Annotated in this window: 23 protein-coding genes; 15 read left to right on the top strand and 8 right to left on the bottom strand. The window is 70.1% G+C overall.

Going from position 1 to position 26,119, the window contains the following annotated elements:
- Positions 1-250 precede the first annotated feature (250 nt).
- Positions 251-1,237: a phosphotransferase gene (locus AB0F17_RS48970; RefSeq protein ID WP_358038346.1), complete on the top strand. Its 987-nt coding sequence runs from the start codon at positions 251-253 to the stop codon at positions 1,235-1,237.
- Positions 1,238-1,241: 4 nt separating this feature from the next.
- On the opposite strand, the gene clpX is transcribed toward AB0F17_RS48970, so the two are convergent.
- Positions 1,242-2,459, bottom strand: coding sequence for an ATP-dependent Clp protease ATP-binding subunit ClpX (gene clpX / locus AB0F17_RS48965; RefSeq protein ID WP_358038343.1), 1,218 nt, complete (start codon positions 2,457-2,459; stop codon positions 1,242-1,244).
- A 19-nt stretch (positions 2,460-2,478) separates the two neighbouring features.
- Positions 2,479-3,657 (bottom strand): cytochrome P450, encoded by a 1,179-nt coding sequence (locus AB0F17_RS48960; protein WP_358038340.1) that lies wholly within the window; start codon positions 3,655-3,657, stop codon positions 2,479-2,481.
- 105 nt (positions 3,658-3,762) lie between these two features.
- On the opposite strand from AB0F17_RS48960, the gene AB0F17_RS48955 reads away from it, so the two are divergent.
- Entirely contained in the window at positions 3,763-4,821 is a 1,059-nt protein-coding gene (locus tag AB0F17_RS48955) for a TetR/AcrR family transcriptional regulator (protein ID WP_358038337.1), read from the top strand.
- Positions 4,822-4,857: 36 nt separating this feature from the next.
- On the opposite strand, the gene AB0F17_RS48950 is transcribed toward AB0F17_RS48955, so the two are convergent.
- Positions 4,858-5,391 (bottom strand): hypothetical protein, encoded by a 534-nt coding sequence (locus tag AB0F17_RS48950; RefSeq protein WP_358038334.1) that lies wholly within the window; start codon positions 5,389-5,391, stop codon positions 4,858-4,860.
- A gap of 189 nt (positions 5,392-5,580) precedes the next feature.
- Here AB0F17_RS48950 and AB0F17_RS48945 point away from each other — a divergent pair, with 189 nt between their 5' ends.
- Positions 5,581-7,596, top strand: a complete 2,016-nt coding sequence (locus AB0F17_RS48945; RefSeq protein WP_358038331.1) for a translation factor GTPase family protein — start codon at positions 5,581-5,583, stop codon at positions 7,594-7,596.
- A 354-nt stretch (positions 7,597-7,950) separates the two neighbouring features.
- Here the strand turns inward: AB0F17_RS48945 and AB0F17_RS48940 are convergent, their stop codons facing one another.
- The 4 genes from AB0F17_RS48940 to AB0F17_RS48925 all read right to left on the bottom strand — a co-directional run bounded on the left by AB0F17_RS48940 (position 7,951) and on the right by AB0F17_RS48925 (position 10,716).
- Positions 7,951-8,325, bottom strand: coding sequence for a hypothetical protein (locus AB0F17_RS48940; protein WP_358038328.1), 375 nt, complete (start codon positions 8,323-8,325; stop codon positions 7,951-7,953).
- Between the two features lie 798 nt (positions 8,326-9,123).
- Complete coding sequence (locus AB0F17_RS48935) at positions 9,124-9,969, bottom strand: helix-turn-helix transcriptional regulator (RefSeq protein WP_358038325.1); 846 nt, start codon at positions 9,967-9,969, stop codon at positions 9,124-9,126.
- A gap of 10 nt (positions 9,970-9,979) precedes the next feature.
- On the bottom strand, positions 9,980-10,504 hold the full coding sequence (locus tag AB0F17_RS48930; protein ID WP_358038322.1) for a DUF6879 family protein: 525 nt from the start codon (positions 10,502-10,504) through the stop codon (positions 9,980-9,982).
- Positions 10,501-10,716: a hypothetical protein gene (locus tag AB0F17_RS48925; protein WP_358038319.1), complete on the bottom strand. Its 216-nt coding sequence runs from the start codon at positions 10,714-10,716 to the stop codon at positions 10,501-10,503. The genes AB0F17_RS48930 and AB0F17_RS48925 overlap by 4 nt, the downstream gene beginning before the upstream one ends.
- Positions 10,717-10,904: 188 nt before the next feature.
- On the opposite strand from AB0F17_RS48925, the gene AB0F17_RS48920 reads away from it, so the two are divergent.
- The 12 genes from AB0F17_RS48920 (at position 10,905) to AB0F17_RS48865 (ending at position 25,729) form a co-directional block, all read left to right on the top strand.
- Complete coding sequence (locus AB0F17_RS48920) at positions 10,905-11,954, top strand: aromatic ring-hydroxylating dioxygenase subunit alpha (RefSeq protein WP_358038316.1); 1,050 nt, start codon at positions 10,905-10,907, stop codon at positions 11,952-11,954.
- A 5-nt stretch (positions 11,955-11,959) separates the two neighbouring features.
- On the top strand, positions 11,960-12,151 hold the full coding sequence (locus AB0F17_RS48915) for a hypothetical protein (protein WP_358038313.1): 192 nt from the start codon (positions 11,960-11,962) through the stop codon (positions 12,149-12,151).
- Between the two features lie 43 nt (positions 12,152-12,194).
- Positions 12,195-13,121 (top strand): PDR/VanB family oxidoreductase, encoded by a 927-nt coding sequence (locus AB0F17_RS48910; RefSeq protein WP_358038310.1) that lies wholly within the window; start codon positions 12,195-12,197, stop codon positions 13,119-13,121.
- Between the two features lie 20 nt (positions 13,122-13,141).
- Positions 13,142-13,900, top strand: a complete 759-nt coding sequence (locus tag AB0F17_RS48905; protein WP_358038307.1) for an IclR family transcriptional regulator — start codon at positions 13,142-13,144, stop codon at positions 13,898-13,900.
- Positions 13,901-14,120: 220 nt separating this feature from the next.
- Positions 14,121-14,996: an SDR family oxidoreductase gene (locus tag AB0F17_RS48900; protein ID WP_358038304.1), complete on the top strand. Its 876-nt coding sequence runs from the start codon at positions 14,121-14,123 to the stop codon at positions 14,994-14,996.
- Position 14,997: 1 nt separating this feature from the next.
- On the top strand, positions 14,998-15,873 hold the full coding sequence (locus tag AB0F17_RS48895) for an amidohydrolase family protein (RefSeq protein WP_358038301.1): 876 nt from the start codon (positions 14,998-15,000) through the stop codon (positions 15,871-15,873).
- Positions 15,870-16,328 (top strand): MaoC family dehydratase, encoded by a 459-nt coding sequence (locus tag AB0F17_RS48890; protein WP_358038298.1) that lies wholly within the window; start codon positions 15,870-15,872, stop codon positions 16,326-16,328. Before AB0F17_RS48895 ends, AB0F17_RS48890 begins: the two co-directional genes overlap by 4 nt.
- Positions 16,329-16,337: 9 nt before the next feature.
- Positions 16,338-17,957 carry a long-chain fatty acid--CoA ligase gene (locus AB0F17_RS48885; protein WP_358038295.1) on the top strand — a complete coding sequence of 540 codons (1,620 nt, stop codon included), beginning with the start codon at positions 16,338-16,340 and terminating at the stop codon, positions 17,955-17,957.
- Positions 17,954-19,429, top strand: coding sequence for an aldehyde dehydrogenase family protein (locus AB0F17_RS48880; protein ID WP_358038292.1), 1,476 nt, complete (start codon positions 17,954-17,956; stop codon positions 19,427-19,429). Before AB0F17_RS48885 ends, AB0F17_RS48880 begins: the two co-directional genes overlap by 4 nt.
- A gap of 10 nt (positions 19,430-19,439) precedes the next feature.
- Complete coding sequence (locus AB0F17_RS48875; protein WP_358038289.1) at positions 19,440-20,546, top strand: NAD(P)-dependent alcohol dehydrogenase; 1,107 nt, start codon at positions 19,440-19,442, stop codon at positions 20,544-20,546.
- 257 nt (positions 20,547-20,803) lie between these two features.
- On the top strand, positions 20,804-22,684 hold the full coding sequence (locus AB0F17_RS48870; RefSeq protein ID WP_358038286.1) for a potassium transporter TrkA: 1,881 nt from the start codon (positions 20,804-20,806) through the stop codon (positions 22,682-22,684).
- Positions 22,685-22,819: 135 nt separating this feature from the next.
- Positions 22,820-25,729, top strand: a complete 2,910-nt coding sequence (locus tag AB0F17_RS48865; protein ID WP_358038283.1) for a CBM35 domain-containing protein — start codon at positions 22,820-22,822, stop codon at positions 25,727-25,729.
- Here the strand turns inward: AB0F17_RS48865 and AB0F17_RS48860 are convergent.
- On the bottom strand, positions 25,718-26,110 hold the full coding sequence (locus tag AB0F17_RS48860) for a DUF1622 domain-containing protein (RefSeq protein WP_358038280.1): 393 nt from the start codon (positions 26,108-26,110) through the stop codon (positions 25,718-25,720). The genes AB0F17_RS48865 and AB0F17_RS48860 overlap by 12 nt on opposite strands.
- Positions 26,111-26,119: the final 9 nt, after the last annotated feature.

The raw sequence follows: 26,119 nt of genomic DNA, 5'->3' as shown, positions 1-26,119 counted from the left end.
CTGCTCCTCGAGTCGGGCGGAGCCGGTCCTGTCGCACTGAAGAGCACACGCTGCTTCCGCCGCCATCTGTGGCGATTACGCCACCCGGATAGCAACAGCCGCATATCGGGCGTCTATTCCAACCTCTCTGAAGTCACCGAGTCGCGCCAGGCCCTTCGCCGGTGGATTTCGCGGCGAAGCGGGCCAGGTGTCATATACCCCGTGTTACCGTCCCACACCTGACAGTTGCCCATCAAGCGTTGGGGGATGCGTGGAACGCAGGTTCGCCGTGCGCGAGCAGTTGACGGGTGTGGTGCGGGCGGCGCTGGGCGCTGAGCACCGGCTGGTCGATGTGCTGCGCCTTCGGGGCGGCACCAAGAAGGGTGTGTACCGGCTCGTTCTCGACGATGGTTCGACCGCCATCGCCTACATCTGGGACGCGGCCGAGAATTACTGGCCCGGTCTCCAGGTCGAGGATCACGCGGACCCGTTCTCGCCCGCTTCCGGTCTGGAGCTGTTCGAGGCCGCTCATCGGCGTCTGGACGCGGCCGGGGTCCGGGTGCCGCGGATCCATCTGGCCGACCGGGGCAGGGAGCTGTATCCGGCTGATGTCGCGGTGGTCGAGGACATGCCGGGCGGGACGCTGGAGGCATTGCTCCAGCGCGATCCGGCGGCGGCGGAGCCGGTCATGGCGCGGCTGGCCGAGATGCTCGAGGTGATGCGGGCTCACGCGGGGCCAGGTTTCGGCAAAGTGGCCCTGGTCGACGGGGGCGGAATCTCCACGGGCCGGTCGTGTGAGCAACTGGTCTTCGAACGCGCGCTCGTTGATCTCGAGGAGGGCGCTGTCCGGGACGCGCGGCTCGCGGCCGCTCGTGATCGGCTGGAGGGGGTGCTCCGGGAGCTGGCGGCGGGTGTGCGGCCGCGGTCGGCGCACGCGCTGGTCCATGGGGAGCTGGGGCCGGATCATGTCCTGGTGGACAGCGCCGGGTGGCCGGTGCTGATCGACATCGAGGGACTGATGTACTTCGACATCGAATGGGAGCACGCGTTTCTGCGGCTGCGGTTCGGCGCGGATTATGGACGGCTGAGCTGGGACGGGCTGGATGAGCGGCGGATGTCGTTCTACACGCTGGCGATGCGCCTGTCGCTGGTGGCCGGGCCGCTGCGGTTGATCGAGGGGGATTTTCCGGGGCGGGAGGCCATGCGGGGGATCGCCGAGCACAATCTGCAGCAGGCGCTGGCCTTCGTCGGCGGGTGAGGTGTCAGGCGGACCTGTCGTGGCGTTCCGGTCGCCGGTCGGGGTGGTCGCGGGGCACCAGGGTCGGGTTGACGTTGCCGAGCACGGTGTCGCGGTCGATGACGATCCTGGCCACGTCGTCGCGCGTCGGCATTTCGTACATGAGGTTGAGCAGCACTTCTTCGAGAATGGCGCGGACGGCTCTGGCGCCGGTGCGGCGGGCGAGCGCCTGGTCGGCGATGGCGGCGAGGGCTTCCTCGGTGAATGCGAGGTCGATTCCGTCGAGTTCGAAGAGCCGCTGATACTGCTTGACGACCGCGTTGCGTGGTTCGGTGAGGATCCGGATGAGCGCGGTCCGGTCCAGCGGCTGGAGGGTGGAGATCACCGGTAGCCGGCCGACGAGTTCGGGGATGAGGCCGAAGGTCAGCAGGTCGGCGGGGGTGGTGTGGGGATGGAGGTCGGTTTTCCGGGGAGTGCGGAAGCCGCTGCTGTTGTGGCCGGTGCGTCGCTCGATGATGTGGTCGAGGCCGGTGAAGGCGCCGCCCGCGATGAACAGCACGTTGGTGGTGTCGATCTGGATGACTTCCTGGTGGGGGTGTTTGCGGCCGCCTTGGGGCGCGACGCTGATGGTGGTGCCCTCCAGGATTGTGAGCAGTGCCTGCTGGACGCCTTCGCCTGAGACGTCGCGGGTGATGGACGGGTTGTCGCTCTTGCGGGTGATCTTGTCGATTTCGTCGAGGTAGATGATGCCTGTTTCGGCTTTGGCGATGTCGTCGCCGGCCGCCTGGATGAGTTTGAGGAGGATGGTCTCGACGTCTTCGCCGACGTAGCCGGCCTCTGTGAGCGCGGTGGCGTCGGCGATGGCGAAGGGCACGTCGAGCATTCTGGCCAGGGTCTGGGCGAGGTGGGTCTTGCCGCTGCCAGTGGGGCCGATGAGCAGGATGTTGGACTTGCCGAGTTCGATGTCCTCGGTGTGCCGGATGCGTTTGTAGTGGTTGTAGACGGCGACGGCGAGCGTTCTCTTGGCGGCGTCCTGGCCGATGACGTAGTGGTCGAGACGTGCGTGCATGTCTCGTGGCGTGGGCAGGTCGTGGGGCGGGGCGTGCTCGTCGGCGTCGATGAGTTCGTTGCAGAGCTCGATGCATTCGTCGCAGATGCAGATTCCGGCGGGCCCCGCGATGAGCTTGCGGACCTGCTGCTGGGTCTTCCTGCAGAACGTGCATGTCGGCTGGTCGCGGACCACTGAGGTAGCTCCTCGATGATCAGAGGGTGACGGTCAGGGAGGACAGGCGCCAGGTGCCGGGGTCGGGGGCGCGCGGCGCGGGCTCGGCGAGGGCGAGGCCGGGGTAGCGGCGGAGCAGGGCCGCGAGGGCGACTTCGGTCTGTACGCGGGCGAGGGAGGAGCCGATGCAGAAGTGCGGCCCGTGGGCGAAACCGAGGTGCCCGGGTTGTCCGGCGGGCCGGGTGATGTCGAAGCGGTCGGGGTCGGTGTAGGCGCGGGGGTCGCGGTGGGCGGCGGCGACGGAGGCGGTGACGGCCTCGCCCTTGGCTATGGGGGTGCCGCAGAGCTCGACGTCCTCGCGGGCGTAGCGGGGGATCGTCAGCAGGGCGGGGCCGCACCAGCGGATGAGCTCCTCGACGGCGCGGGGCATGAGGCCGGGGTCGGCGCGCAGTGCGGCGAGCTGGCCGGGGTGGGTGAGCAGGGCCTCGACGGCGTTGGCGATGAGGTTGGTGGGTGTCTGGCCGGCCATGACGAGGTGCCAGATGAGGGTGACGAGTTCGGTGTCACTGAGCCGGTCGCCGTTCTCCTCCTGAGCTTGGATGAGGTCGGAGATCAGGTCGTCGGCGGGTTCCGCCCTTCGGCGGGCGACGGCCGCCTTGGCGCCTTCGATGATGGCCGGGATGGCGGCGGCGAAGGCGGGACCGACGTTGGTGACGACGGTGGCGCCGTACTCGCGCCATCGGAGGCGGTCGGCCGCGGGGATGCCGACGAGCTCGCAGATGACGTCCATGGGCAGTGGCCGGGCGAAGCGCGTCATCAGGTCGACGGGGCCGTGGCCGGGCAGGTCGTCGAGGAGGGCTTCGACGATGGAGGCGATGCGCGGGGCGAAGTCGGCGGCGCGGCGGGCGGTGAAGGCGGGTGCGGCGAGCCGGCGTAGTCGCAGGTGTTCGGTGCCGTTCATCTCGGACATGGTGCGCATGTAGGGGAGGCAGTCTTCGGGGACGTCGGGGCGCATGAAGCTGTCGGTTCTGATCTCGAATCGGGGATCGGCGAGCATCGTCCTGATGTCGGCATGCCGGGTCACGACCCACATGGGGCCGAAGCCGGGGGCGCCCACGCGGGCGATGGGAGCCAGCTCGCGGGCGCGGCCGTAGGCGGTGAAGGGGTCGCGGGACACGCCGGGGTCGGTGAGGTCGATCTGCGGAACGTCGCTGGTCATGCATCCTCCTGCGATTTCGGATGTTCAGATCAGATGATCCCATCATACGAATGGTCACGGTATCTTGGTTGCCGATGCACGGCAAACGCCGGGACGAGGAGGACGATGGGCCGGCTCACCAGGGCAGAGACGCAGGAGCGCAACCGTGCCAAGGTGCTGGCCGCGGCCAAGGACGAGTTCGCCGAGCACGGTTTCCGGGACGCGAAGATCGACAGCATCGCCGAGCGGGCGGAGCTCACGCGGGGCGCCGTCTACTCCAACTTCCCCGGCAAGCGGGCGCTGTACTTCGCGATGCTGGCCGACCTGGCCGAGCGCGCCCCCGAGCCGCCGCACCCGGAGCCGGGCCTGACCGTGGCGGAGGCGCTCGGCGCGTTCGCGCGCGCGTGGGTGACGCGGCTGCCCCTGGCCACCGACGATCAGTACGGTGCCGGCCGGCTCGGGATGGATCTGATGCCGGAGGTCGGCGCGGACGAGCGGATGCGCCGGCCGTTCGCGCAGCTGATGATGTTCGACGCGATGCTGCTCGGGCTGGCTCTGGAACGGTTGCGCCCGTCCGCCGGCCGGCAGGTGCGGGTGGCGGAGATGGCGCTGACGATGCTGCACGGCGCGAGCCAGCTGGCGGCCGTGGCGCCCGGTTTCGTGGACCCGTTCAACGTGGTCAGCGCGTGTGAGCAGCTGGCGGAGCTGGATCTGGATGACCGGTGGCCGCAGCCGTCGATCGTGCCGCAGGCGCGGGTGGTCGATGAGCGGTGGGCGCCGCCGGTGGCGGTGGATCTGGTCCGAGGCGAGCCGGTGGAGTTCGCCGGCGACGGGGTGGTGGCGGTGCTCGGGCTGCACCGGTTGTCGGCGGCGGAGGAGGCGGTGCGCGCCGCCGCGCCGGCGGCCGAGGTCACGATCGTGCTGGTCACGGGGGTGGTGGACGAGCTGGCGCCGCTGGCCCGGCTGGTGATCGCCGACCTGCGTACCTGCCTGCGTCAGGCTTTCCCGGCGGCGGCGTTGCCGCGGCCGCGGGTGGTGTGCGACGAGTCGGGGGCGCTCGCGGCGGCGGCGGGCGTGCCGGCGGTCAGCGACGCCACCGAGACGGCGGTACGCGTGGCGTCCGGGCGGATCGTGACCCGGGCCGACGGGTACGGCGCCTGCCATGCCGCCGCCTCGGCCGGTTGATCGCGGCATCGCGGTCCCGGCGCCAGTCCCGGACGTTCAGGTCGCCTCTGGTGGGGACATCCGGACCGGTGGCTGTTCCACCCGGCGCAGCCCGAGCTCCCGGCGGATGTCGGCGGCCGGGCGGGCCCGCGCGCGGGCCGCGAGGTCCTCGAAGAAGACCATGTAGCCCATGCCCCTGAGCTCGGCCTCCTTGCGGATGTAGGGCTGCAGGATCCGCCAGAACTCCGGGATGCTCTCGCCGAAGAAGCTGAGGACCAGGTCTTCCGGCACCGTCCGATGGGCGATGAGCAGCCCGGCGTTGTCGAACAGGAACCCGACCTTCCGCACCGCGGCGCGGGCCGGTTCCGGCAGGCCCGTGATCCCGCCGTCCGGCGGATGGTCGGCGGCCAGCCGCTGGACGATGAAATCACGGGCCTCGAACCATTCGGTGCTGCGCGCCTCCTGGAAGGTCCCCAGCACCACGGGCAGCAGGGCGTGCCGTGACACCGCGCGGGCCTGCCGTATCGACAGCGCGACCGCCGCCACCGCCGCGATCGCGCTGGCGAGGCTCACTACGAGGGAAACGTCCATGGTCCCTTCGATACGCGTGCTTTCGCCGTTACGCCACTCCGCCCGGGCGGCGGCAAAATCGGTTGCCCTGTCCGGCGGCCGTCTGTTGTACTCCCGGCATCTGTCCGCCGACCCAGGAGCATGAAATGCGTGCAGCGTTCTTGTCCCCCTTCAAGGCAAATGCCAGCTATCTAGAGGACAGAACGCTTGATGCGAACGTTGAACTTGGGGATCTTGGCGCATGTAGACGCCGGTAAGACCAGCCTGACCGAGCGGCTGCTCTACGCCGCCGGGGTCATCGACGAGATCGGCAGCGTCGACGACGGCAGCACCCAGACCGACTCCCTCGCCCTGGAACGGCAGCGCGGCATCACGATCAAGTCCGCCGTCGTCTCCTTCGTCATCGGCGACGTCACGGTCAACCTGATCGACACGCCCGGCCACCCCGACTTCATCGCCGAGGTCGAACGCGTGCTGAGCGTGCTCGACGGCGCCGTGCTGGTCATCTCCGCGGTGGAGGGGGTGCAGGCCCAGACCCGCGTGCTGATGCGTACGCTGCAGCGGCTGCGGATCCCGACCCTGCTGTTCGTCAACAAGATCGACCGCCGTGGCGCCCAGGACGAGGCGCTGCTGCGGGCCATCGCCGAGAAGCTGACGCCCGCGATCGTGGCGATGGGCTCGGCGCGTGACCTGGGCACCCGCGATGCCGCCTTCGCACCGTTCGGGCCTGCCGACGACGCCTTCGCCGCGCGGCTGGCCGAGGTGCTGGCCGATCAGGACGACGCCTTTCTGGCCGCGTACGTCCACGACGAGACGGCCGTCTCCTACCGGCGGCTGCGCGGCGAGCTCGCGGCGCAGACCGGGCGGGCCCTGGCGCACCCGGTGTTCTTCGGCTCGGCGATCACCGGCGCGGGTGTGGACGCGCTGACCTCCGGCATCGTGGAACTGCTGCCCGCCGCGTCCCGAGGCGAGCCCGGCGACCCCGTCTCGGGCACGGTCTTCAAGGTCGAACGTGGCCCGGCGGGGGAGAAGATCGCCTATGTCCGGATGTTCTCCGGGACGGTACGCGTACGGGACCGGCTGCGGTCCGGCGGCGGGACCCGTGACAAGGAAGGCGGGACCCGTGACAAGGAAAAGGTCACCGCGCTGAGCGTGTTCGACCGGGGCGCCGACGTCCAGCGCTCCTCGGTCGCGGCCGGACAGATCGGCAAGCTGTGGGGCCTGGCCGACATCCAGATCGGCGACCCGATCGGCGAACCGCGCCAGAGCCCCGGCCGCCACCACTTCGCCCCGCCCACCCTGGAGACCGTCGTCGTCCCGGCGAGCCCCGCCGAGCTGGGCGCCCTGCGCGTCGCGCTCGCCCAGCTCGCCGAGCAGGACCCGCTGATCGACCTGCGCCAGGACGACCTCCGGCAGGAGATCTCCGTCTCGCTCTACGGCGAGGTGCAGAAAGAGGTCATCCAGGCGACGCTGGCCACCGACTTCGGCCTCAAGGTCGCCTTCCGCGAGACGACCACGATCTGCGTCGAACGGCCGATCGGCACCGGCGCGGCGGCCGAGTTCAACGGCAAGGCGCCCAACCCGTTCCTGGCCACCGTCGGGCTGCGCGTCGAGCCCGCCCCGATCGGCACCGGCGTGCGATACCGGCTGGCGGTCTCGCCGGGGGCGCTCCCGCTGGCCTTCCACAAGGCGGTCGAGGACACCGTACGGGAGACCCTGAACCAGGGCCTGTACGGATGGCAGGTCACCGACTGCACGGTCATCATGACGCACTCCGGCTATTCGCCCCGGCAGAGCCACTCCCACGCCATCTTCGACAAGAGCATGTCGAGCACCGGCGCGGACTTCCGCCACCTGACGCCGCTGGTCCTGATGAACGCGCTGAGGCAGGCCGGCACCAGCGTGCACGAGCCGATGCACCGCTTCACGCTGGAAGTCCCGGCCGACACGATCGGCACCGTGCTGCCGGAACTGGCCCGGCTGCGCGCTGTCCCCCGCACACCGGCCATGCGGGGCGCGTCCTGCCTGGTCGAGGGGGACATCCCGGCGGCGCGCGTACACGAGCTGCACCAGCAGTTGCCCGCGCTGACCCGCGGCGAAGGCGTGCTGGAGTCGGCCTTCGACCGCTACCAGCCCGTCTCCGGCGCGGTCCCGGCCCGGCCGCGCACCGACCATAACCCGCTGGACCGCAAGGAATACCTGCTGCACGTCATGCGACGGGTCTGACACGACCGATCAGACCCTGCTTGCTCCGACCCGACGGTCAACTCGCACTGGCGCTTCTCACCGCCAGCTGCCTGGCGCTCGCCGCCGTCAGGCAGGCCGCGGCCGCGAGTGCCAGTGCGAGTGACCGGCCGACCTACCCCGCCAGTAACCTGCGACAGTAATGTCCAGCCTGGTACCGAGCATGATCGTTGGATACAGCCACCGAAAGCCTGACGCTGCAACTACACCACAGGTCCCGCCTGAGTAGCAGGCTTGCGGTGCTGGTGGCTACCAGAGTCGGCCCGGAGTCCTCCAGCTCTGAGGTGAGGCCACCCGCCCGGCGTCCGCGACCGAACAGGAAGCGGCACCGGTTGTCTAGGAGGGCACCTCGCGGCGCAGATCTCGCAGGTGTACGGTCAGGGCCCGCGCGAGCGTGTATTCGAGGCGGTGGAAGGCGTCCAGTGGAACGTCCTGATTGCGGGTGAGCCGAGGCGCTCGGTCGGCGTGCAAGGTGAGGACGTCGCCCAGCACGCCGTACGGCTCGTACTCCTTGCCGGATGTGTACACGTGCGCCTCGATGCGCAGGCGCGGGCATGACGCGATCGCTTTCGGGATGCACCCGACGCACGTCGCGGGCTTGGTGACGTACAAGGACGCGGAGGGCGCTGGTCGGGGGAAGACCCACCACAGGCGCCCGCTGGACAACTCCCGCGCGGTTCCTTTGCACACTTGGCACAGGGCGTTCAGCATGCACTCTCGCTGTCGCAGGGTGTGCACCTGATCCCATAGAGGGGTGCCGTGTCCGTGGTCTTCTTGGCGAGCCCACAGGACTCCCATCAGCCAGTCGCCGGCGACGGGCGCCGGGTAAGACAGCCTGCGACCGTCCGTCGCGCCGTCGTAGCGCGCCAGGACAACCCCGAAGTCGATCTTTTCGGCGCTGCGGGGGTGATGTATGGCGCCTCGACGGTCGTCATGGCCGGTCGCCCGTCCGGAAGGGTAGCTTCCGCAGGGGCGTGATCCACGGCAGGGAGACCGGCTTGGGCCTGGCAATGGGCCGCGGGGCGGGAGTCTTGCGGGGCGGCGGCGCGGCGGCAACGCCTGGGACGGTGTCGCCGCCGCGCCTATTGAACGCCTGGAGAGCGACGCGATGGCGCTCCAGGCGGGGGTGGGGCCGAAGACCGCGAGCGGTGGTTGTGGTCCCCGGCCGGGCTCTGCCGGTTCCGGCGCTGGCAGGGCCGAGTCCGGTAGCGGGGCGTGCGGGCGAGGAGGCGGCCCAGGCGTGCTGGACGTTTCTACGATGGCTCGCCGTCATCAACGGCCCCCGACGGCTTGCCGCCATGTCTGCGCGATGGCGAGTCCAGTCCCCACGATCAGCGCTTGCCAGTCGGTCGCTGCTGAACGTGTGCGGCCAGTGGCCAGATGCGTGACGAGGAACGTGCGGTCGCCGAGTTGCTGCGCAGGCTGGGGCGTAGGGGAGGGCCATGCCTAGGACGCTAAAGACGGCCAGCCTGCATGTGAAGAAAATTGCTCAATATTTCTTCAAGATCTCTAGCTCAAAGTAGCAGTGAGATCGCTCAGAGCCTTGGTGATGATCTGCCGCGCGTCGCTGCCGTAGTGAGCCACTCCTGAGATGGCGTCGAAAACGCGCCGATAATGCTCGATCTCGTCGGGCTGGGTGAGATGCAATTCGGCGGTCACCGTCTCCGCTATGGCGAGCCGGTCATCGTAGATCCAGAAACCATGCTTCGGGCTGATCGGCAGGACTGTGCTGAAGGGTATGACCCCCACCTTCAGCGTCTGCGACAGCGACAAGGCGATCAGCCGTTCGAGCTGTCCAGCCATCACCTGCGGTGGGCACAGCAGAGTCCGCAGCGCCGCCTCCGACAGGACGAAATAGAACCGGCGACTGGAATCGTAGAGGATCTCCTGTCGGCGCATCCGTTGCCGTACGCCCTCGTCCAGGTCGTTGACACCGCCGCATAGCTCGATGTTCTCGGCCAGCCTGGCCCGCGCATAATCCGGCGTCTGCAGCAGGCCGGGAATCAGCAGCGACTCGAAGACCCGCAGTGTGCGGGTGCTCGCTTCGATCTCCTGATAGGTCTGCTGCCGCTTGCCGGTACCGGCGCGTAGGATCCGTTGCCATTCGGCGTACAGCGTCTCAAGGTTGCCGAGCAGGCTGAGTAGTTCGCTTGCGGCGTCCTCTGCGCCGCAGGCTCGCGCCCATGCGGTGATGTCCTCAGCGGTCGGGGTCTGCTTGCCGTGCTCGATCTTGGAGATCTTCGACGATGGCCAACCGAGTGACTCCGCGAGACTCTTGCCGGACAGACTGGCGCCGGTACGGAGGCCGCGGAGTCGGCGGCCTAGGGCGGTGCGTACTTGGTCGACGTCGGACACGTGCTGCTTTCTATCGGATGTAGTCGTCGTACGGAGTGGCGTGCTGCCACGCCGTCGCCTGCCACTGCAGGTGTTGCTTCAAGACGTCAGGATCTTCCACCAGTTCAGCGCCCAGCAAGGTGTCATGGTCGTCGAAATGCAACCAGGAGACGAGCCTCTCGTCGAACAGCCAGAAGTCATGCTCGGGCAGGCCGAGCGAGATGGCTTTGTCGCGAGCCATGTAGCGGATGTCCTCTCCGCCCTTGATGTTGATGCGGGCCCCGGCCAGCGCATACCGGCTGTAGTCGCCGAGCGGTTCGGTCACTACCCGAACCCGCTGAACACGTTTGCCGCCTGCGGTGGTGGCCTCGCGGATCATCTGCCACCACGGGGCGGCCAGCCGCGATGCGACGTCGTAGTCCTCGCCGGCGAGGAACCTCCTGAGGCGCTCCTGCTCATCAGGGGCGTAGTACCTGTCCCGGCCCTCCAACCGGAACGCCGAACGCTTGAACGCGGCGAACAGGGCGTTGAAGTCGGATCCCGTGACGAGCGTCATGCTCCGCCCTCGTCGAGCTTCGCGAAGCGGAGGAGCTCGGGACGCACCTCGACAGCGGTCTCGTGGTCAGGCAGGCCGCGGGCACGCAACGCGGCCAGCGCCTCCGGGTCGGTGACCTTGTCCCCCTGGACGACAATCGTGCCGCGATCGGTTTCGTACAGCGTCGGGCATGCGCCGCCGTCGGAGGTGGTGCCGAGGAAACGTAGCTTCATTTGCTTGATCCCTTCGTAATCTTTCTCGGATTTCTTAATGGTCTTCCGGGAGGAGGGCTTGGTCAAGGGCGAACGTAGAAGAGCCCCGTCCCAGTAGTTGGCTTTCCGGCATCCGGGAAACGGCATTCCGCCGCCGGTATGACGGAGGTCACCATCGGTCTCACTCGTCCTACCGAAGGAGCCGGCCGATGTCGAGCATTCCCCGCGATCAGTGGTACGTCGCCGCGTACGGGCGCGAGATCGGCCAGGAGCCGTTCGGGCGCACCGTGTGCGGTGAGCCGATCCTGTTCTGGCGCACGCGCGCCGGGACCGTCACCGCCATGTCCGACCGCTGCGTGCACCGGCGCTTCCCGCTGTCCCAGGCGCCGAGCCGGGTGGTGGACGACCAGGTGGTGTGCGGCTACCACGGGTTCACCTACGGCGCCGACGGCGGTTGCGTCGCCGTCCCCGGCCAGACGCGGGTGCCCCGGACGGCGCGGTTGACTAGCTACCCGGCCGTGGAGCAGGACTCGTTCGTCTGGGTCTGGATCGGCGACCCGGCCAAGGCCGATGCCACGAGCGTCCCGCGGGCGCCGTGGCTGGTCTCGCCCGGGTACACCACGGTGTCCGGGATGGAGCCGCTGAAGGCGCGGTTCGGGCTGCTGGTGGACAACCTGCTCGATCTCTCGCACGAGACGTACCTGCACGGCGGCTACATCGGCACCCCGGAGGTCGCCTCCACGCCGATCACCACCGAGGTGGACGAGCAGGCCGGGATCGTCTACGTCAGCCGGCACATGGACGACGCCGAGTGCCCGCCGTTCTACGCCAAGTCCACCGGGCTGACCGGGCGGATCATGCGCTGGCAGGACATCGAGTACACGCCGCCGTGCCTGTACAAGCTGCACTCGCGCATCGCGCCGCCCGGCGTGCTGCCCCGCGGCGACGGCAGCGACCCGGACGCCTTCCACGTCGAGGTCGTGTACGCCATCACGCCGGAGACCGAGCACACCACCCACGACTTCTGGGCCGTGGCCCGCGACTTCGCCCTCGACGACCAAGGCGTGTCGGACTTCCTGGCCGAGCAGAACCGTACGGTGGTGCTCCAGGACGTGGCCGCGCTCGACGTGCTGGAACAGGTGATCGCGACCGAACCCCCCGGCTACCAGGAACTGTCGATCAACATCGACACCGGCGGGCTGGCGGCGCGGCGGATGCTCGCCCGCCAGGCCGGGCAGAGCACGGGCAGCCGGGTGTGACCGGCATGGCACCCCACCGCATGCTCACCGGCCGCGAGGTGCTGAGGGTGGTGTGGCTGCCCGGCAGCGACCTGCTGGAGGGCAGTTGCCACTGCGGCGCCACGCAGGTCGCCGAGGGCCCGATCGAGGTGTGGGAGTGGCTGCTCGCCCACCCGGTCGGCCATACGGCGCAGGCCATTGAGGGAGCGGCGCGATGACCGAGCGCAAGCTGACCGCGCAAGGCACGATGGGAGCGGCGCGATGACCGAGCGCAAGCTGGTCGTGCACGCGCGCGGCCAGGCGGCCGAAGGCGTCGTCGTCCTGGACCTGCGTGACCCCGCCGGCGCCGAGTTGCCCGAGTGGACGCCCGGCGCGCATGTCGATCTCGTTCTCGGCGGCGACCTCGTACGCCAGTACTCGCTGTGCGGCGACCCGGCCGAGCGCACGACCTGGCGGATCGCCGTCCTGCGCGAGCCCGCCGGGCGGGGCGGCTCGGCGTACGTCCACGACGAACTCCACCCCGGCACGGCGGTCCTGGTCCGCGGGCCGCGCAACCACTTCCCGCTCCACCCAGCGCCCCGCTACCTGTTCATCGCCGGAGGGATCGGGATCACCCCCATCCTGCCGATGATCGCCGCCGCCGGCACGGGGTGGGAGCTCGTCTACGGAGGTCGTACGGCCGCGTCGATGGCGTTCGCCGGCGAGCTGCGCGCCCGCCACGGCGACCGGGTGACCCTGCGACCCCAGTCCGAACACGGCCTGCTCGACCTCGACGCCATCCTGGAACGCACCCCACCCGAGACCCTCGTCTACTGCTGCGGGCCGGCCCCGCTGCTGGAGGCCGTCGAGCGCCGCTGCGCGAACCGCCCCCTGCACGTCGAACGCTTCTCGCCCAAAGACCCCGGCGCTCCCGTACGAACGGCGTCGTTCGAGGTCGAGCTGGCCCTCACCGGCCGCACGCTCACCGTCCCACCGGAGCGGTCGGTGCTCGAGGTCGTGGAGGAGGCGGGTGTACAGGTTCTATCCTCATGTCGTGAGGGGACGTGCGGCACCTGCGAGACCACCGTGCTCGCCGGCACGGTCGACCATCGCGACTCGCTGCTCACCCCTGAAGAGCGGGCGGCCCACGACACCATGTTCCTGTGCGTCTCCCGCGCCGCCTGCCCGAGACTCGTCCTCGAACTCTGACACCACCGCGGGAGCCACCGATGCCGACGGCCGAACGGACCGGGCCTGTGGTGGCACGCGCGCTGCAGATCCTCGGCGCGTTCACGCCCGACCGGCGGGCGCTGACGCTCAGCGAGCTGTCCCGGTACGCCGGGCTGCCGGTCTCCACCGTGCACCGGCTGGCCGCCGACCTGGTGGCCTGGGGCGCGCTGGAGCGGGACCAGGCCGGTTGCTACCACATCGGCCTGCGCCTGTGGGAGATCGGTTCGCTCGCGCCGCGCGGCCTCGGCCTGCGTGAGGCCGCCCTGCCCTACCTCGAGGATCTGTCGCAGGTCACCCGGGAGAACGTGCAACTGGCCGTACGGGAGGGCACCGAGGTCGTGTTCGTCGAGCGGATCGCGGGCAGCAAGGCCGTCCCGGTGCTCACCCGGGTCGGCGGCCGCTTCGCGCTCACCGCGACCGGCGTCGGACTCGTCCTGCTCGCCCACGCCCCGGACGACGTGCGGGAACAGGTGCTGTCAGGGCCGATCAAACGCTATACCGAACGCACCATGACGACGCCGCACCTGGTGCGCGCCGCGCTCGCCGACACCCGCGCCCGCGGTTACGCCATCAGCGACCGGCAGGTGACCATGGACGCCGTGTCGGTGGCGGCGCCGATCCACGGCCCCGAGGGCGAGGTCGTCGCGGCGGTGTCCCTGGTCGTCCACTACGGCAGCGCCTCGCCCCACGCGCTCGCCCCGCTGGTGCGCACCAGCGCGCGCGCCATCTCCCGCGCGCTCATGACCGCACGTCCGTGACCGCACGTCCGTGACCGCACGTCCGTGACCGCACGTCCGTGACCGCACGTCCGTGACCGCACGTCCGTGACCGCACGTCCGTGACATGCGGGCCCATTGCGACCGCTTTTTTCGGCCGCATTGATGTTGGGCAAATCTTTGACTGAAGTCACTGAAGTGCCCTACCTTTGGTGGAAACGCGGTCCTTCCTTGGGGTGACATGGTGGATTTGTCGGGAAAAGTGGCTGTTGTTACCGGGGCCGGTCGCGGCCTGGGTCAGGCGTACGCACTGGCCCTGGCGCGAGCGGGCGCGGCGGTCGTCGTCAACGACGTGGACGCTGAGGCGGCCGGTCAGGTCGCCGAGGCCATCACCGCCGAGGGCGGCAGGGCCGTCGTGGCGGCGGGCGCCGTCGGGGGGACCCAGGTCGCCCAGCGGCTGGTGGACACCGCCGTCAAGGAGTTCGGCCGACTGGACGTCATGGTCACCAACGCGGGCGTCCTGCGCGACCGCGTGCTGTGGAAGATGTCCGACGAGGAGTTCGACACGGTCGTCGAGGTGCACCTGCGCGGCACGTTCACCTGCGCCCGCGCCGCGGCCGTGCGCATGCGCGAGCAGGGGCAGGGCGGTCGCCTGATCCTCATCTCCTCTCCGGCCGGCCAGCGCGGGAACTTCGGCCAGACCAACTACGCCGCCGCCAAGGCCGGGATCGTCGCGATGGCCCGTACCTGGGCGCTGGAGCTGGCCCGTTCGGAGATCACGGTCAACGCCGTCGTGCCGGTCGCGGCCACCGAGATGACCAAGACCATCCCCGCCTTCGCCCCCATCCTGGAAAAGGGAGAGCCGTACCCCGACTGGGTGCGCAAGGACGAGGGCCTCGGGACGGTCGAGGACGTGGCCGGGCTCGTCGTCTACCTCGCCTCGGACGCCTCCGCCGAGGTCACCGGGCAGGCCATCGGCGTCGGCGGCGACAAGCTGGCCCTCTGGTCGCACCCGGCCGAGAAGGCCGTGGCGTACGCGGACGGAGGGTGGAGCGCCGACGCCATCGCCGCCTCCTGGCCCGCCACGGTGGGCGCCGAGCCGGAGACGTACGGCATCCCCGCTCCCAAGGGGGCCTGAGATGGACCTCGACGAGCTCGTCGCGATCGACGTCCACACCCACGCCGAGGTGTCCAGGGACGGGCACGGCTCGCTCAGCCCGGCGCTGTTCGGCGCCTCCGCCGAGTACTTCGGCTCGCACGAGCGCCCGACGATCCCGCAGCTGGCCGCGTACTACCGGGAGCGGAAGATGGCCGCGGTGGTGTTCACCGTGGACGCCGAGCACGCCACCGGCCATCCCCGCATCTCGAACGAGGAGATCGCCGAGAGCTGCGCCGAGCATCCGGACGTGCTGATCCCGTTCGCCAGCGTCGATCCGTGGAAGGGCAGGGCGGGCGCCCGCGAGGCCCGCCGCCTGGTCGCCGAGCACGGGGTGCGCGGCTTCAAGTTCCACCCCAGCATCCAGGCCTTCGCCCCGAACGACCCGATGGCCTACCCCCTGTACGAGGTGATCGAGGAGGCGGGTGCGGTCGCCCTGTTCCACACCGGCCAGACCGGCATCGGCGCGGGCGTCCCCGGTGGGGGCGGGATCCGGCTGAAGTACTCCAACCCGATGCTGGTCGACGACGTCGCCGTGGACTTCCCGCATATGAAGATCATCCTGGCGCATCCGTCGTTCCCCTGGCAGGACGAGGCGCTCGCGGTCGCCACGCACAAGCCCTACGTTCACATCGACCTGTCCGGCTGGTCGCCGAAATACTTCCCGCCGCAGCTCGTCCGCTACGCCAACACGCTGCTCCAGGACAAGGTGCTCTTCGGCTCCGACTACCCGGTCATCACGCCGGATCGCTGGCTGGCCGACTTCGCCAAGCTAGACATCAAGCCCGAGGTCCGCCCCAAGATCCTCAAGGACAACGCCGCCCGCCTGCTCGGCCTCACCTCCAAGGAGCAGCCATGACCATCACCGTGAACGGCCTGGAGGAGCTGAAGGCGCTCGCCGGCCAGGACCTCGGCCACACCGGCTGGCTGGAGATCACCCAGGATCGGGTGAACACCTTCGCCGGCGCCACGAACGACTACCAGTGGATCCATGTGGACCCGGAGCGAGCCAAGGCCGGGCCGTTCGGGGGCCCGATCGCGCATGGTTACCTGACCCTGTCCCTGCTCATCCCGCTGTTCAACGAGCTGCTGGACATCCAGGGCGTGTCCGTGAGCATCAACTACGGCCTGAACAAGGTGCGCTTCCCCAGCCCCGTCAAGGTGGGCGCCAAGATCCGCCTGGCCGGGAAGGTCGCCGAGGTCGAGGAGGTCCCCGGGGACGGTGTCCAGATGCTCATGGACTTCACCATCGAGATCGACGGTTCGGGCAAGCCCGCCTGCGTCGCCCAGGCCGTCTACCGGCACTACGCCTGAGGAGCACCGATGCGGAATGCCGGAACAGGCGCCTGGCCCGCCCGGCGGGCCCAGATGACGCCGGACCGTACCGCCTTCGTGTTCGGCGATCGCTCGCTGACGTACGCCGAGGTCCATGAACGGGTGACCAGGCTCGCCGACCGGCTGCGGCGCGGCGGGGTGCGGGCGGGGGACCGGGTCGCCTACCTCGGCCCGAACCACACCGCGTTCGCCGAGACCATGTTCGCGACGCACGTGCTCGGCGGGATCTTCGTCCCGCTGAACTTCCGGCTCGCCCCGCCCGAGATCGACTACATGCTGGGCCACTGCGGCGCGAAGACCCTCGTCTACGCGCCGCAGTGCGCCGGCGCGGTCCGCGAGCTGCGGCAGAGCGCGGCCCTGGGCGAGATCGTCGCGCTGGACGGCGCGGCGCCGGGGGAGCGGGACTACGAGAGCTGGCTCGCGCAGGGCGATCCCACGCCCATCGACCTGCCGGTGGACCTGGCCGACATCGCGCTCATCCTCTACACCTCGGGCACCACCGGCCGTCCCAAGGGCGCCATGCTCAGCCATGCCAACCTGGTGTGGAACACCTTCAACATGCTGATCGGCGTGGACGTCACCGCCGACGAGACGACGCTGATCAGCGCCCCGCTGTTCCACGTCGCGGCGCTGAACCAGACGCTGCTGCCCACCTTCGCCAAGGGCGGCCGCTCGGTCGTCATGCCGGCGTGGGACGTGGACGGGTGCTACGACCTCATCGAGAAACACGGCGTCACGTGGATGTTCGGGGTCACCACGATGTTCGCCGCGCTCGCCCGCTCGCCCCGCTGGAGCGGCGCGGACCTGTCCTCGGTACGTACGCTGATGGCCGGGGGAGCGGCGGTGCCGCCCGCCCTGATCCGCGCCTACCAGGAGCGGGGGCTGGTGTTCTGCCAGGGGTACGGGCTGACGGAGACCTCGCCCGGGGCGACCTTCCTGGAGGCCGGCCAGAGTGAGCGCAGGGCCGGCTCGGCGGGCGTGCCCGTGTTGTTCGCCGACGTCCGGGTCGTGCGGCCCGACCTCACCGACACCCTGCCCGGCGAGCCCGGCGAGGTCCTCATCCAGGGCCCGAACGTCACCCCCGGCTACTGGGACGATCCGGCGGCCACGGCCGCGGCCTTCGTCAAGGGCGGCTGGTTCCGCTCCGGCGACCTCGCCACCCGCGACGAGGACGGCCACCTGTACATCGTCGACCGGGTCAAGGACATGTACATCTCCGGCGGCGAGAACGTCTATCCCGCAGAGGTGGAGGCGTCCCTCTTCGAGCATCCGGCGGTGGCCGAGGCGGCGGTGATCGGCGTGCCGGACGAGATATGGGGCGAGAGCGGCCACGCGTTCGTGGTGGTCCGCCCCGGGCAGGCGGTCACGGGCGAGGAGCTGTGCCGGTTCCTCCGTTCCCGGCTGGCCAAGTACAAGATCCCCGGCCAGGTCACCCTGGTCGACGACCTGCCGAGGACCGGCTCGGGCAAGATCCAGAAGCCGAGGCTGCGCGACCAGGTCAGTGCGGGGGCGGGCCGGATGGTGCCGTCCGGCGATCAGGAAACCTGGCATGACCAGGAACATCACGGTGCGGCGCGCGATCGCGCCGGGAAAGCGAGCGGGCTATGACCGACTCCGGGCTCCAGGACGTCCCGGCCGTGAGCCGACCGCACGTCGAGCCGGGCAAGCTGTTCATCGACGGCCAGTGGTGCGAGGCGAACGCCAAGGGCCGCAGGGACGTCATCGACCCGTCCACCGGGAAGGTCGTCACCACCGTCGCCGAGGCCGACGCCGCCGACGTGGACGCCGCCGTCACGGCCGGGCGCCGGGCGTTCGGCCCGTGGGCGCGGATGTCCGGCCGCGAGCGGGCCCGCGTGCTGCACCGCGTCGCCGACATCGTCAGGCGGCGGGAGGACGAGCTCGTCGCGGTCGAGAGCCTCGACGTCGGCAAGCCGGTGAGCCTGTGCCGCGCCGTCGACGTCGCCACGACCGCCGAGATCTACGAGTACTACTCGGGACTGGCGCAGACCCTCCAGGGGGCGACCCGGCAGATTCCGATCCCCTCGCACGCCTACACGAGTCGCGAGCCGCTCGGCGTGGTCGGCGCGATCACGCCCTTCAACTTCCCGCTGATCCTCAGCAGCGCGAAGATCGCCCCGGCGCTCGCCGCCGGCAACGCCGTGGTGCACAAGCCCGCCGAGGACACGCCGCTCAGCGCCCTGCTCATGGCCGAGATCCTGGCCGAGGCCGGCGTGCCCGACGGCGTGCTGAACGTGGTCACCGGCGGCGGGCAGGCCGGCGAGGCGCTGCTGCGCCATCCCGGGATCGACAAGATCGCCTTCACCGGTTCGACCGAGATCGGACGGCACGCGGCCGCCACGGCGGGGCAGGCGCTCAAGCCCGTCACGATGGAGCTCGGCGGCAACGCCGCGCAGATCGTGTTCGAGGACGCCGACCTGGACAAGGCGATCGGCTCGGTGATCAAGGGCTTCGTGTTCAACACCGGCCAGTTCTGCATGGGCGCGCCGCGCCTGCTCGTCCACCGCTCCCTGTACGACACCGTCCTGGGGATCCTGGCGGGCGCTGTCGGCGGAGTGCCGGTCGGCGACCCCTTCGACCCGGCGACCGTCGTGGGCCCCATGGCCGCCGAGCGGCATCTCGCCAAGGTCGAGCGGTACGTACGGCTCGCCCGTGACCAGGGCGGCCAGGTCGTCACCGGAGGCGAGCGCCTGGAACTCGGCGGCGGCTACTACTACCGGCCGACGATCATCGCCGGCCTGGCCGACGACTCCCGGGTCGTACAGGAGGAGATCTTCGGCCCCGTCCTGACCGTCCAGCCCTTCGACACCGAGGACGAGGCCGTGGAGCTGGCCAACGGCACGCCGTACGGGCTCGCGGCGGGCCTGCAGACCACGGACCTGGCCCGCGCCCACCGCGTGGCGGCCCGGCTGGAGGCGGGCATCGTCTGGGTGAACGACTGGGCGATGCTCGACCCGGCGATCCCTTTCGGCGGCGTCAAGCAGTCCGGGTACGGGCGCGAGTACGGGCCCGAGGCGCTGGAGTCGTACACCAAGGTCAAGTCCGTCGTCATCGCCCTGTGAAAGGTATGTCATGACCACCACCACAGCAGCGGCCGTCGTCGAATCCGCGGGCGAGGGCTTCCACCTGACCCAGGTCGAGCTGGCCGACCCGCGCCCGGACGAGGTCCTGGTCCGGATGGTCGCCGCCGGGCTCTGCCATACCGATCTGGGCGTCGCCGCCGGCGCGCTGCCGTTCCCGTTGCCCGGCGTCCTGGGCCACGAGGGCGCGGGCGTCGTCGAGGAGGTCGGCTCGGCGGTGACGCGCGTCCGTCCCGGCGACCAGGTGCTGCTCTCCTTCACCTCGTGCGGCAGATGCGCCAACTGCCGCGACGGGCACCCCGCCTACTGCGCGGCCTGGCTGCCGCTGAACCTGCTCGGCGGCGCCCGCGCCGACGGCTCGCCCACCGTGACCAGGGACGGCGCGGCACTCGGCGGGCACTTCTTCGGCCAGTCCTGCTTCGCCAGGCATGCCCTGGTGGACGAGCGCAGCCTGGTCAAGCTGCCCGCCGGCGCGCCGCTCGACCTGCTGGCGCCCCTCGGCTGCGGCGTGCAGACCGGCGCCGGGGCGGTGTGGAATGTCCTGCACCCCCGCCCCGGCGCCACCCTCGTCGTGACCGGCGCGGGTGCGGTCGGCCTGTCCGCGATCATGGCGGCCCGGCTCACCCCGGCCACCCGCGTCATCGCCGTGGACCGGGTTCCCGCCCGTCTGGAGCTGGCCGCCGAGCTCGGCGCCACCCACACCGTCGACACCACCACGGCCGACCTCGCCGAGGCCATCGGCGAGATCACCGGCGGCCGGGGCGCCGACGGCGTGGTCGAGACGACGGGCAACGTGACGGTCGCGAGCGCCGCAGTCGGCGTCCTGGCCGCCCGCGGTACCGCGGTCCTGGTCGGTGCCCCGCCGTTCGGCTCCACCGTCCCCGTGGACGTCAACTTCATGCTCCCGGGCCGCCGGGTGGTGGGCCTGACCCTGGGTGACAGCGAGACCGAGTCGCTGATCCCGGTACTCGCGGAGCTGGTGTCCGACGGCCGGCTGCCGATCGACCGGCTGATCAAGCATTACAAGTTCGAGGAGATCCAGCGGGCGGCCGGCGACATCGTCTCCGGCGCCGCCGTCAAGCCGGTCCTTCGCTTCTAGGAATCCCTGCTGCAGCGAGACGGAGTGCTTTAGGCGGATCGGTAGGGGCTAGACGCTAGATGTCGCTATTGTTAGGTTCGCGCACCCCATTGCCACCTCCGGCGCCTCTGGTAACCCCGGTCACCGGGGCCGAGGCCCGAGTGGCGGGCGGACGGGACGGCCTGGGGGAAGGCGCGCCACGGCGTTCTGTCCGTCGAATGGGGATCGGGGACAGGGTCGCTCGTCCCAGGCGTTGATCCACGAAGGACGGGATGATCATGGCCAAGCGGCGAGAGCGTCTGCGCTATTGGTTCGACAACACGATGTCGAGGGGCACTCCGGCCCTGATCGGCTGGCTCGCGCTGGTGACCGTCGTGATGGTCGCGACCTTCGGCGCGCTCGTCTATGCGTTCGCCGGCGACGACCTGCCGCACGACAGCTGGAGCGAGGCGCTCTGGGGCATGCTCATGCGGGCGATGGACGCCGGCACCGTGGCGGGCGACAACGAAGGCAGCACGCTCTTCACCGTCCTGGGGTTCACGATCACGATCGGCGGTCTGCTGATCGTCAGCAGCCTGGTCGGCGTGCTCACCACCGGCCTGGACAACAAACTGCAGGAGCTGCGCAAGGGCCGCTCCAAGATCGTGGAGTCCGGGCACACGGCGCTGATCGGCTGGTCGGACCAGATCTTCACGATCATTCCCGAGCTCGTGGAGGCCAACGCGAGCGAGTCGAAGTCCTGCGTGGCGCTCCTGGGGGACCGCGACAAGCTGGAGATGGAGGAGGAGCTGCGTTCGCGGCTGGGCGACACCGGCAAGACCCGGGTCGTCGTCCGCTCCGGCAGCGCCACCGAGCCGACCGACCTCGACCTGTTGAGCCTGGACACGGCGCGGGCGGTCATCGTGCTGTCCCCGGCCGGGGAGGATCCCGACGCGCACGTCATCAAGACGCTGCTGGCGCTCACGAACCGCAACTGGCGCCGGCGTCGCCCGCCGATCATCGTCTCCGTCGTCGACACCACCAACCTGGTGGCCGCCGAGCTCGCCGGGGGCGGTCACGCGCAGGTGGTCGACACCGACGACATCGCCTCCCGGCTCATCGTGCAGTCCTGCCGCCAGTCGGGCCTGTCGGTGGTCTGCACGGACCTGCTGGACTTCGGCGGCGACGAGATCTACCTGCGGCCCGAGCCGAAACTGACCGGCTTCCCGTACGGGGAGGCGCTGTTCGCCTACGAGACCGCCTCGCTCATCGGCCTGCGGCACGCCGACGGATCGGTGGTGCTGAACCCGCCGATGAACACCGAGCTCATGCAGGGCGACGAGATGATCGTGGTCGCCGAGGACGACTCCTCCATCCGGCTCGTGCGCAGCTTCCCGCCGATCGTCGAGGGCGCGATCACCCGACCGGTCCGCCAGCCCACGCCGCCGGAGCGGACGCTGCTGCTGGGCTGGAACAGCCGCGCCAACAGGATCGTGCGGGAGCTGGACCAGTACGTGTCGCCCGGTTCGTCCCTGCACGTGGCGGCCGCCGCCGTCGAGGAGAGCGACAGCCTGGAACGGGCGAAGGTGGGCCTGAGCAACCTGGTGGTGAACGTCAAGGAGTGCGACACCACCGACAGGACCACCCTGGAAGCGCTGGACGTGGGCACGTTCGAGCACATCATCGTCCTGGCCGACAGCAACCTCGAGCCGCAGCACGCCGACTCGCGCACGCTGGTGACGCTGCTGCACCTGCGCGACATGTCCGCCAAGTCCGGTCAGCGGTACGCGATCGTCAGCGAGATGAACGACGACCGCAACCGCCGGCTGGCCCAGGTCACCAAGGCCGACGACTTCGTGGTCAGCGACAAGCTGATCAGCCTGCTGATGACCCAGTTGTCGGAGAACCCGCACCTCGGGCAGGTGTTCCGCTACCTGTTCGACTCCGAGGGGTCGGAGATCTACCTCAAGCCGGCGACGGACTACGTCCAGCCGGGGGTGCCGGTCAGCTTCGCCACCGTGATCTACTCCGCGCGGATGCGCGGCGAGACCGCGATCGGCTACCGCGTGCTGGCCGAGGCCGGCTCCCCGCCCGCCTACGGTGTCGTGCTGAATCCCGGTAAATCCGCCCCTGTCACGTTCGGCCCGCGCGACCTGGTGATCGTCCTCGCTGAGGAGTGAAATCATCGGATGAGTCAACCGCCACGGGAGCGGTATGCCTTGACTCTGCGGTCTGTCTCGTGTTTTCGTCGGATGTCTGAAGAGATCAGTCTTGTTGGCGTAACCCCCCGTCAGCCCAACGAGAGAGCGATCGCCATGCCGCGCCGCCGCATCCCCGTCAGAGTCTTATCCGCCTGCGCCGCCCTCCTCCTCGCCCTGACCGCCTTCATCGTCGGCGCTCCGGCCGCCGGCGCGGAGGTCGAGCACCCGCGGCAGCAGTGGCTGCGCGAGTCCACCGCGGGGCTGTTCCTGCACTGGGGCATGTTCACCGCGCCCCGGCACCTCGACTGCGCCGCCTGGGAGCGGGACGTCACCGGGGGCGGCTGGAGCCCCGACTACTGGGTGGACGAGGCCCGCAAGCTGGGCGCCTCCTACATCGTGCTGGCGACCTTCCACAGCAGGCTCGGCTACGCCCGGCCGTGGCCGTCGAAGATCCCCGGCAGTTGCGCCACCCAGCGCGACCTGCTCGGCGAGCTGGTCAAGGCGGGCCAGGCCAAGGGCGTACGGGTCATCCTGTACATGACCGACGACCCGCAGTGGCACAACGAGGTGGGCGTCGAGACGCTCGACTCGGCCGCCTACTCCGCCTACAAGGGTCGTCAGGTCGACCTGACGACCAGGAACGGGTTCGGCCAGTTCAGCTACGACCTGTTCTTCGAGGTCATGGAGAACTATCCGGACCTGGCCGGGTTCTGGATCGACAACGACAACGAGTACTGGGAGCAGAACCAGCTCTACGAGCAGATCCGGCAGAAGCGCCCGTCCTGGTTGCTGAGCAACAACAACGAGGACACCCCGATCATGGACACGGTCAGCAACGAGCAGAAGACCGGCATGACGCCGTCCTACGACTACCCGCAGGCCGCCTTCACCCCGATGCCGCGCCTGACCGAGGCCGACTACAAGCTGCCGACCACCGGCGACTGGTGGTACGACGGCGGCAACCACCCCGTCGACTTCCGGCTCAGCACCGGCCGGTACGTCACCAACGCCGGCTCCTCGATGAAGTCGCTGATGGCCGAGACCCCGATGGTCAACGGCAGGTTCCCGCCGCAGCAGGAGGAGTTCAACACCTTCATGGCCGGGTGGGTGCCGCCGATCCGCTCGTCGCTGCAGGGGACCGAGGGCGGCGGCTACATGTACGGCGGCATGCAGCCGGGCTTCTGGAACGACGGCGCGCACGGCGTCGTCACCGTCGAACCCGGGGCGAAGGTCCAGTACGTGCACGTGGTGACCAGGCCCAGGACCGATCTGGTGCGACTGCGCGACAACGGCTACCGCGTGTCCGCGGTCACCGATCTGCGTACCGGCCGGCGGATGCGGTTCGCCCAGTCCGCCGGCCACCTGACGATCCTCGGCATCACCCAGTGGGACGCCTACGACACCGTGTTCAAGGTCGAGACCCAGGGCCAGGAGCACTTCTACCCCCAGGCCGGGCTCAAGGCGACCGCCTCGTCGGCCCGCGCGGGCCACCCGGCGAGCGCCCTGGTCGACGGGAGCTTCCAGGACTACTGGGACGCCGGCGCCAAGCTGCCCGTCTCGCTCACGCTCGACCTCGGCAGGCAGCGCAGGGCCGCCTACCTGGCGGTCAACCAGCGCGAGTGGTCGCCGACGTACGCCCGCGAGACGTTCGGCCGACCCGAGGACTCGGCACGGATCAAGGACTACCGGGTGTACGCGAGCGACGACGGCAAGCACTGGGGCAAGCCCGTACGTACCGGGGCGATGCGCAGCGCACGCGGCGTCCAGTTCGTCGACCTCGGCGACACCAGCGCCCGCTACCTCAAGCTGGAGGTGCTGAACACCTGGGCCGGCCCGCAGGCGCCGCGCTTCTACCAGGAGCTGCAGATCGACGAGATCAAGGTGGCGTCGGACTATCCCGTGGGCTTCGGGGCGGCGGTGCCGCTGGAGGCGGAGCGGCAGGCCAGGAGCGGTTCGGCCCGGCTGGACCTGTGCCGGGCGTGTTCCGGGCTGGCCCGGGTGGCGGGGCTCGGCGGCGGCCCGCGTAACGCGGTCACCTACCGCGAGGTCACGGTGGCGGCGGCCGGGACGTATCGGCTCGAACTCGATCACACCGCGGCCGCGGCGACGTCACTGTCGGTGAGCGTCAACGGCGGCGCGGCGGTGGAGGTGCCGGTGAGCGGCGACAACGCCGGCGTTCCCGCCGCCACGGCGCTGGCGGTGCCGCTGAACGCGGGCGCCAACACGATCACGCTGTTCAGCACGGCCCGGCAGGGCCCCGGGCTCGACCGGATCGCCGTCGCGCCGCTGCCGCCGGCCTCGGAGGTCCCGAAGACGACGATGACCGTGAACCCGTCCGGCCTGCAGTGGGCAGGCCCCGGGCAGCAGACCCTGACGGTGTCGGCGAAGCTGCGGCTCGACGTCGACGACGCGCTCGACCAGGTCAATCTGGCCCCGGTCGCGCCGGCCGGCTGGACGGTGACGGGCGGCGCGGCGACGGCGGCCACGCTGCGGCTCGGGCAGACGCTGGAGGGCTCCTGGACCCTCACCTCGCCGCCCGGCCAGGACGTCACCGCGGCGGACATCCCCATCACAGCGTCGTTCCAGGTGCTGGGCCGCCCCAACCAGGTCACCAGGCCGTTGCGGGTACGGCTGCGCCCGGCGGACCGGGTGTTCGTGCGCGAGGCCGAGGACTCGCGCAACGGGCTCGGCAGCGCGGGCATCACCAGCTGCTCGTCCTGCTCGGGCGGGCAGAAGGTACGCAACCTGGGCGGGGCGGCGGACGCGTACGTGCTGTTCGAGAACGTCACCGTCGACGCCGCCCGCGAGTACACGCTGTTCATCGACTTCACGGTCAACGGCGACCGCTCGTTCTTCGTCACCGTCAACGACGCCGCGCCGATCGAGGTGAAGGTGAGCGGCGTCGGCAACAGCACCCCGTACACGACGTCCGTGCCCGTCACCCTGCGGGCCGGCGCCAACACCATCAAGATCCACAACGACACGGCGGCCGCGCCCGACCTGGACCGGCTGTCACTCGGCTGAGGCCGGGGCCGACTCCCTACCGCCGGGCTCCCCGGTGGCAGGGGCCGGCTGCCAGGGCCAGCGGCCCTCCAGCTCGACCTGGAGCGAGACACTGAGGAACGTACGGACGGCCACGATGATGGCCAGCACCCCGAGGCTCTGGAAGGTGGGGGAGACCGCCACAGTCTTGATGATGTCGGCCCCGACCAGGAACTCCAGCCCCAGCAGGATCGACCGGCCCACCCCGCGCCGATAGGCCTGGTAGAGATCGGTCGCTCGCCGGCCGCGCGCCAGGCTCAGGCCGAACGTGGCGGTGGCGATGGCCAGGCCCACCGCGATCACGGCCACGCCCGCGATGTCCAGCACCGTGCCGATGATCTCGATGACCTCATTCACCTGCACGGTGTCCCT

It is taken from the genome of Nonomuraea sp. NPDC026600 (assembly GCF_040638335.1).
Lineage (GTDB): Bacteria > Actinomycetota > Actinomycetes > Streptosporangiales > Streptosporangiaceae > Nonomuraea.
The sequence above is the reverse complement of the archived record's forward strand: the minus strand, read 5'-3'. Positions and strand labels throughout refer to the sequence as shown.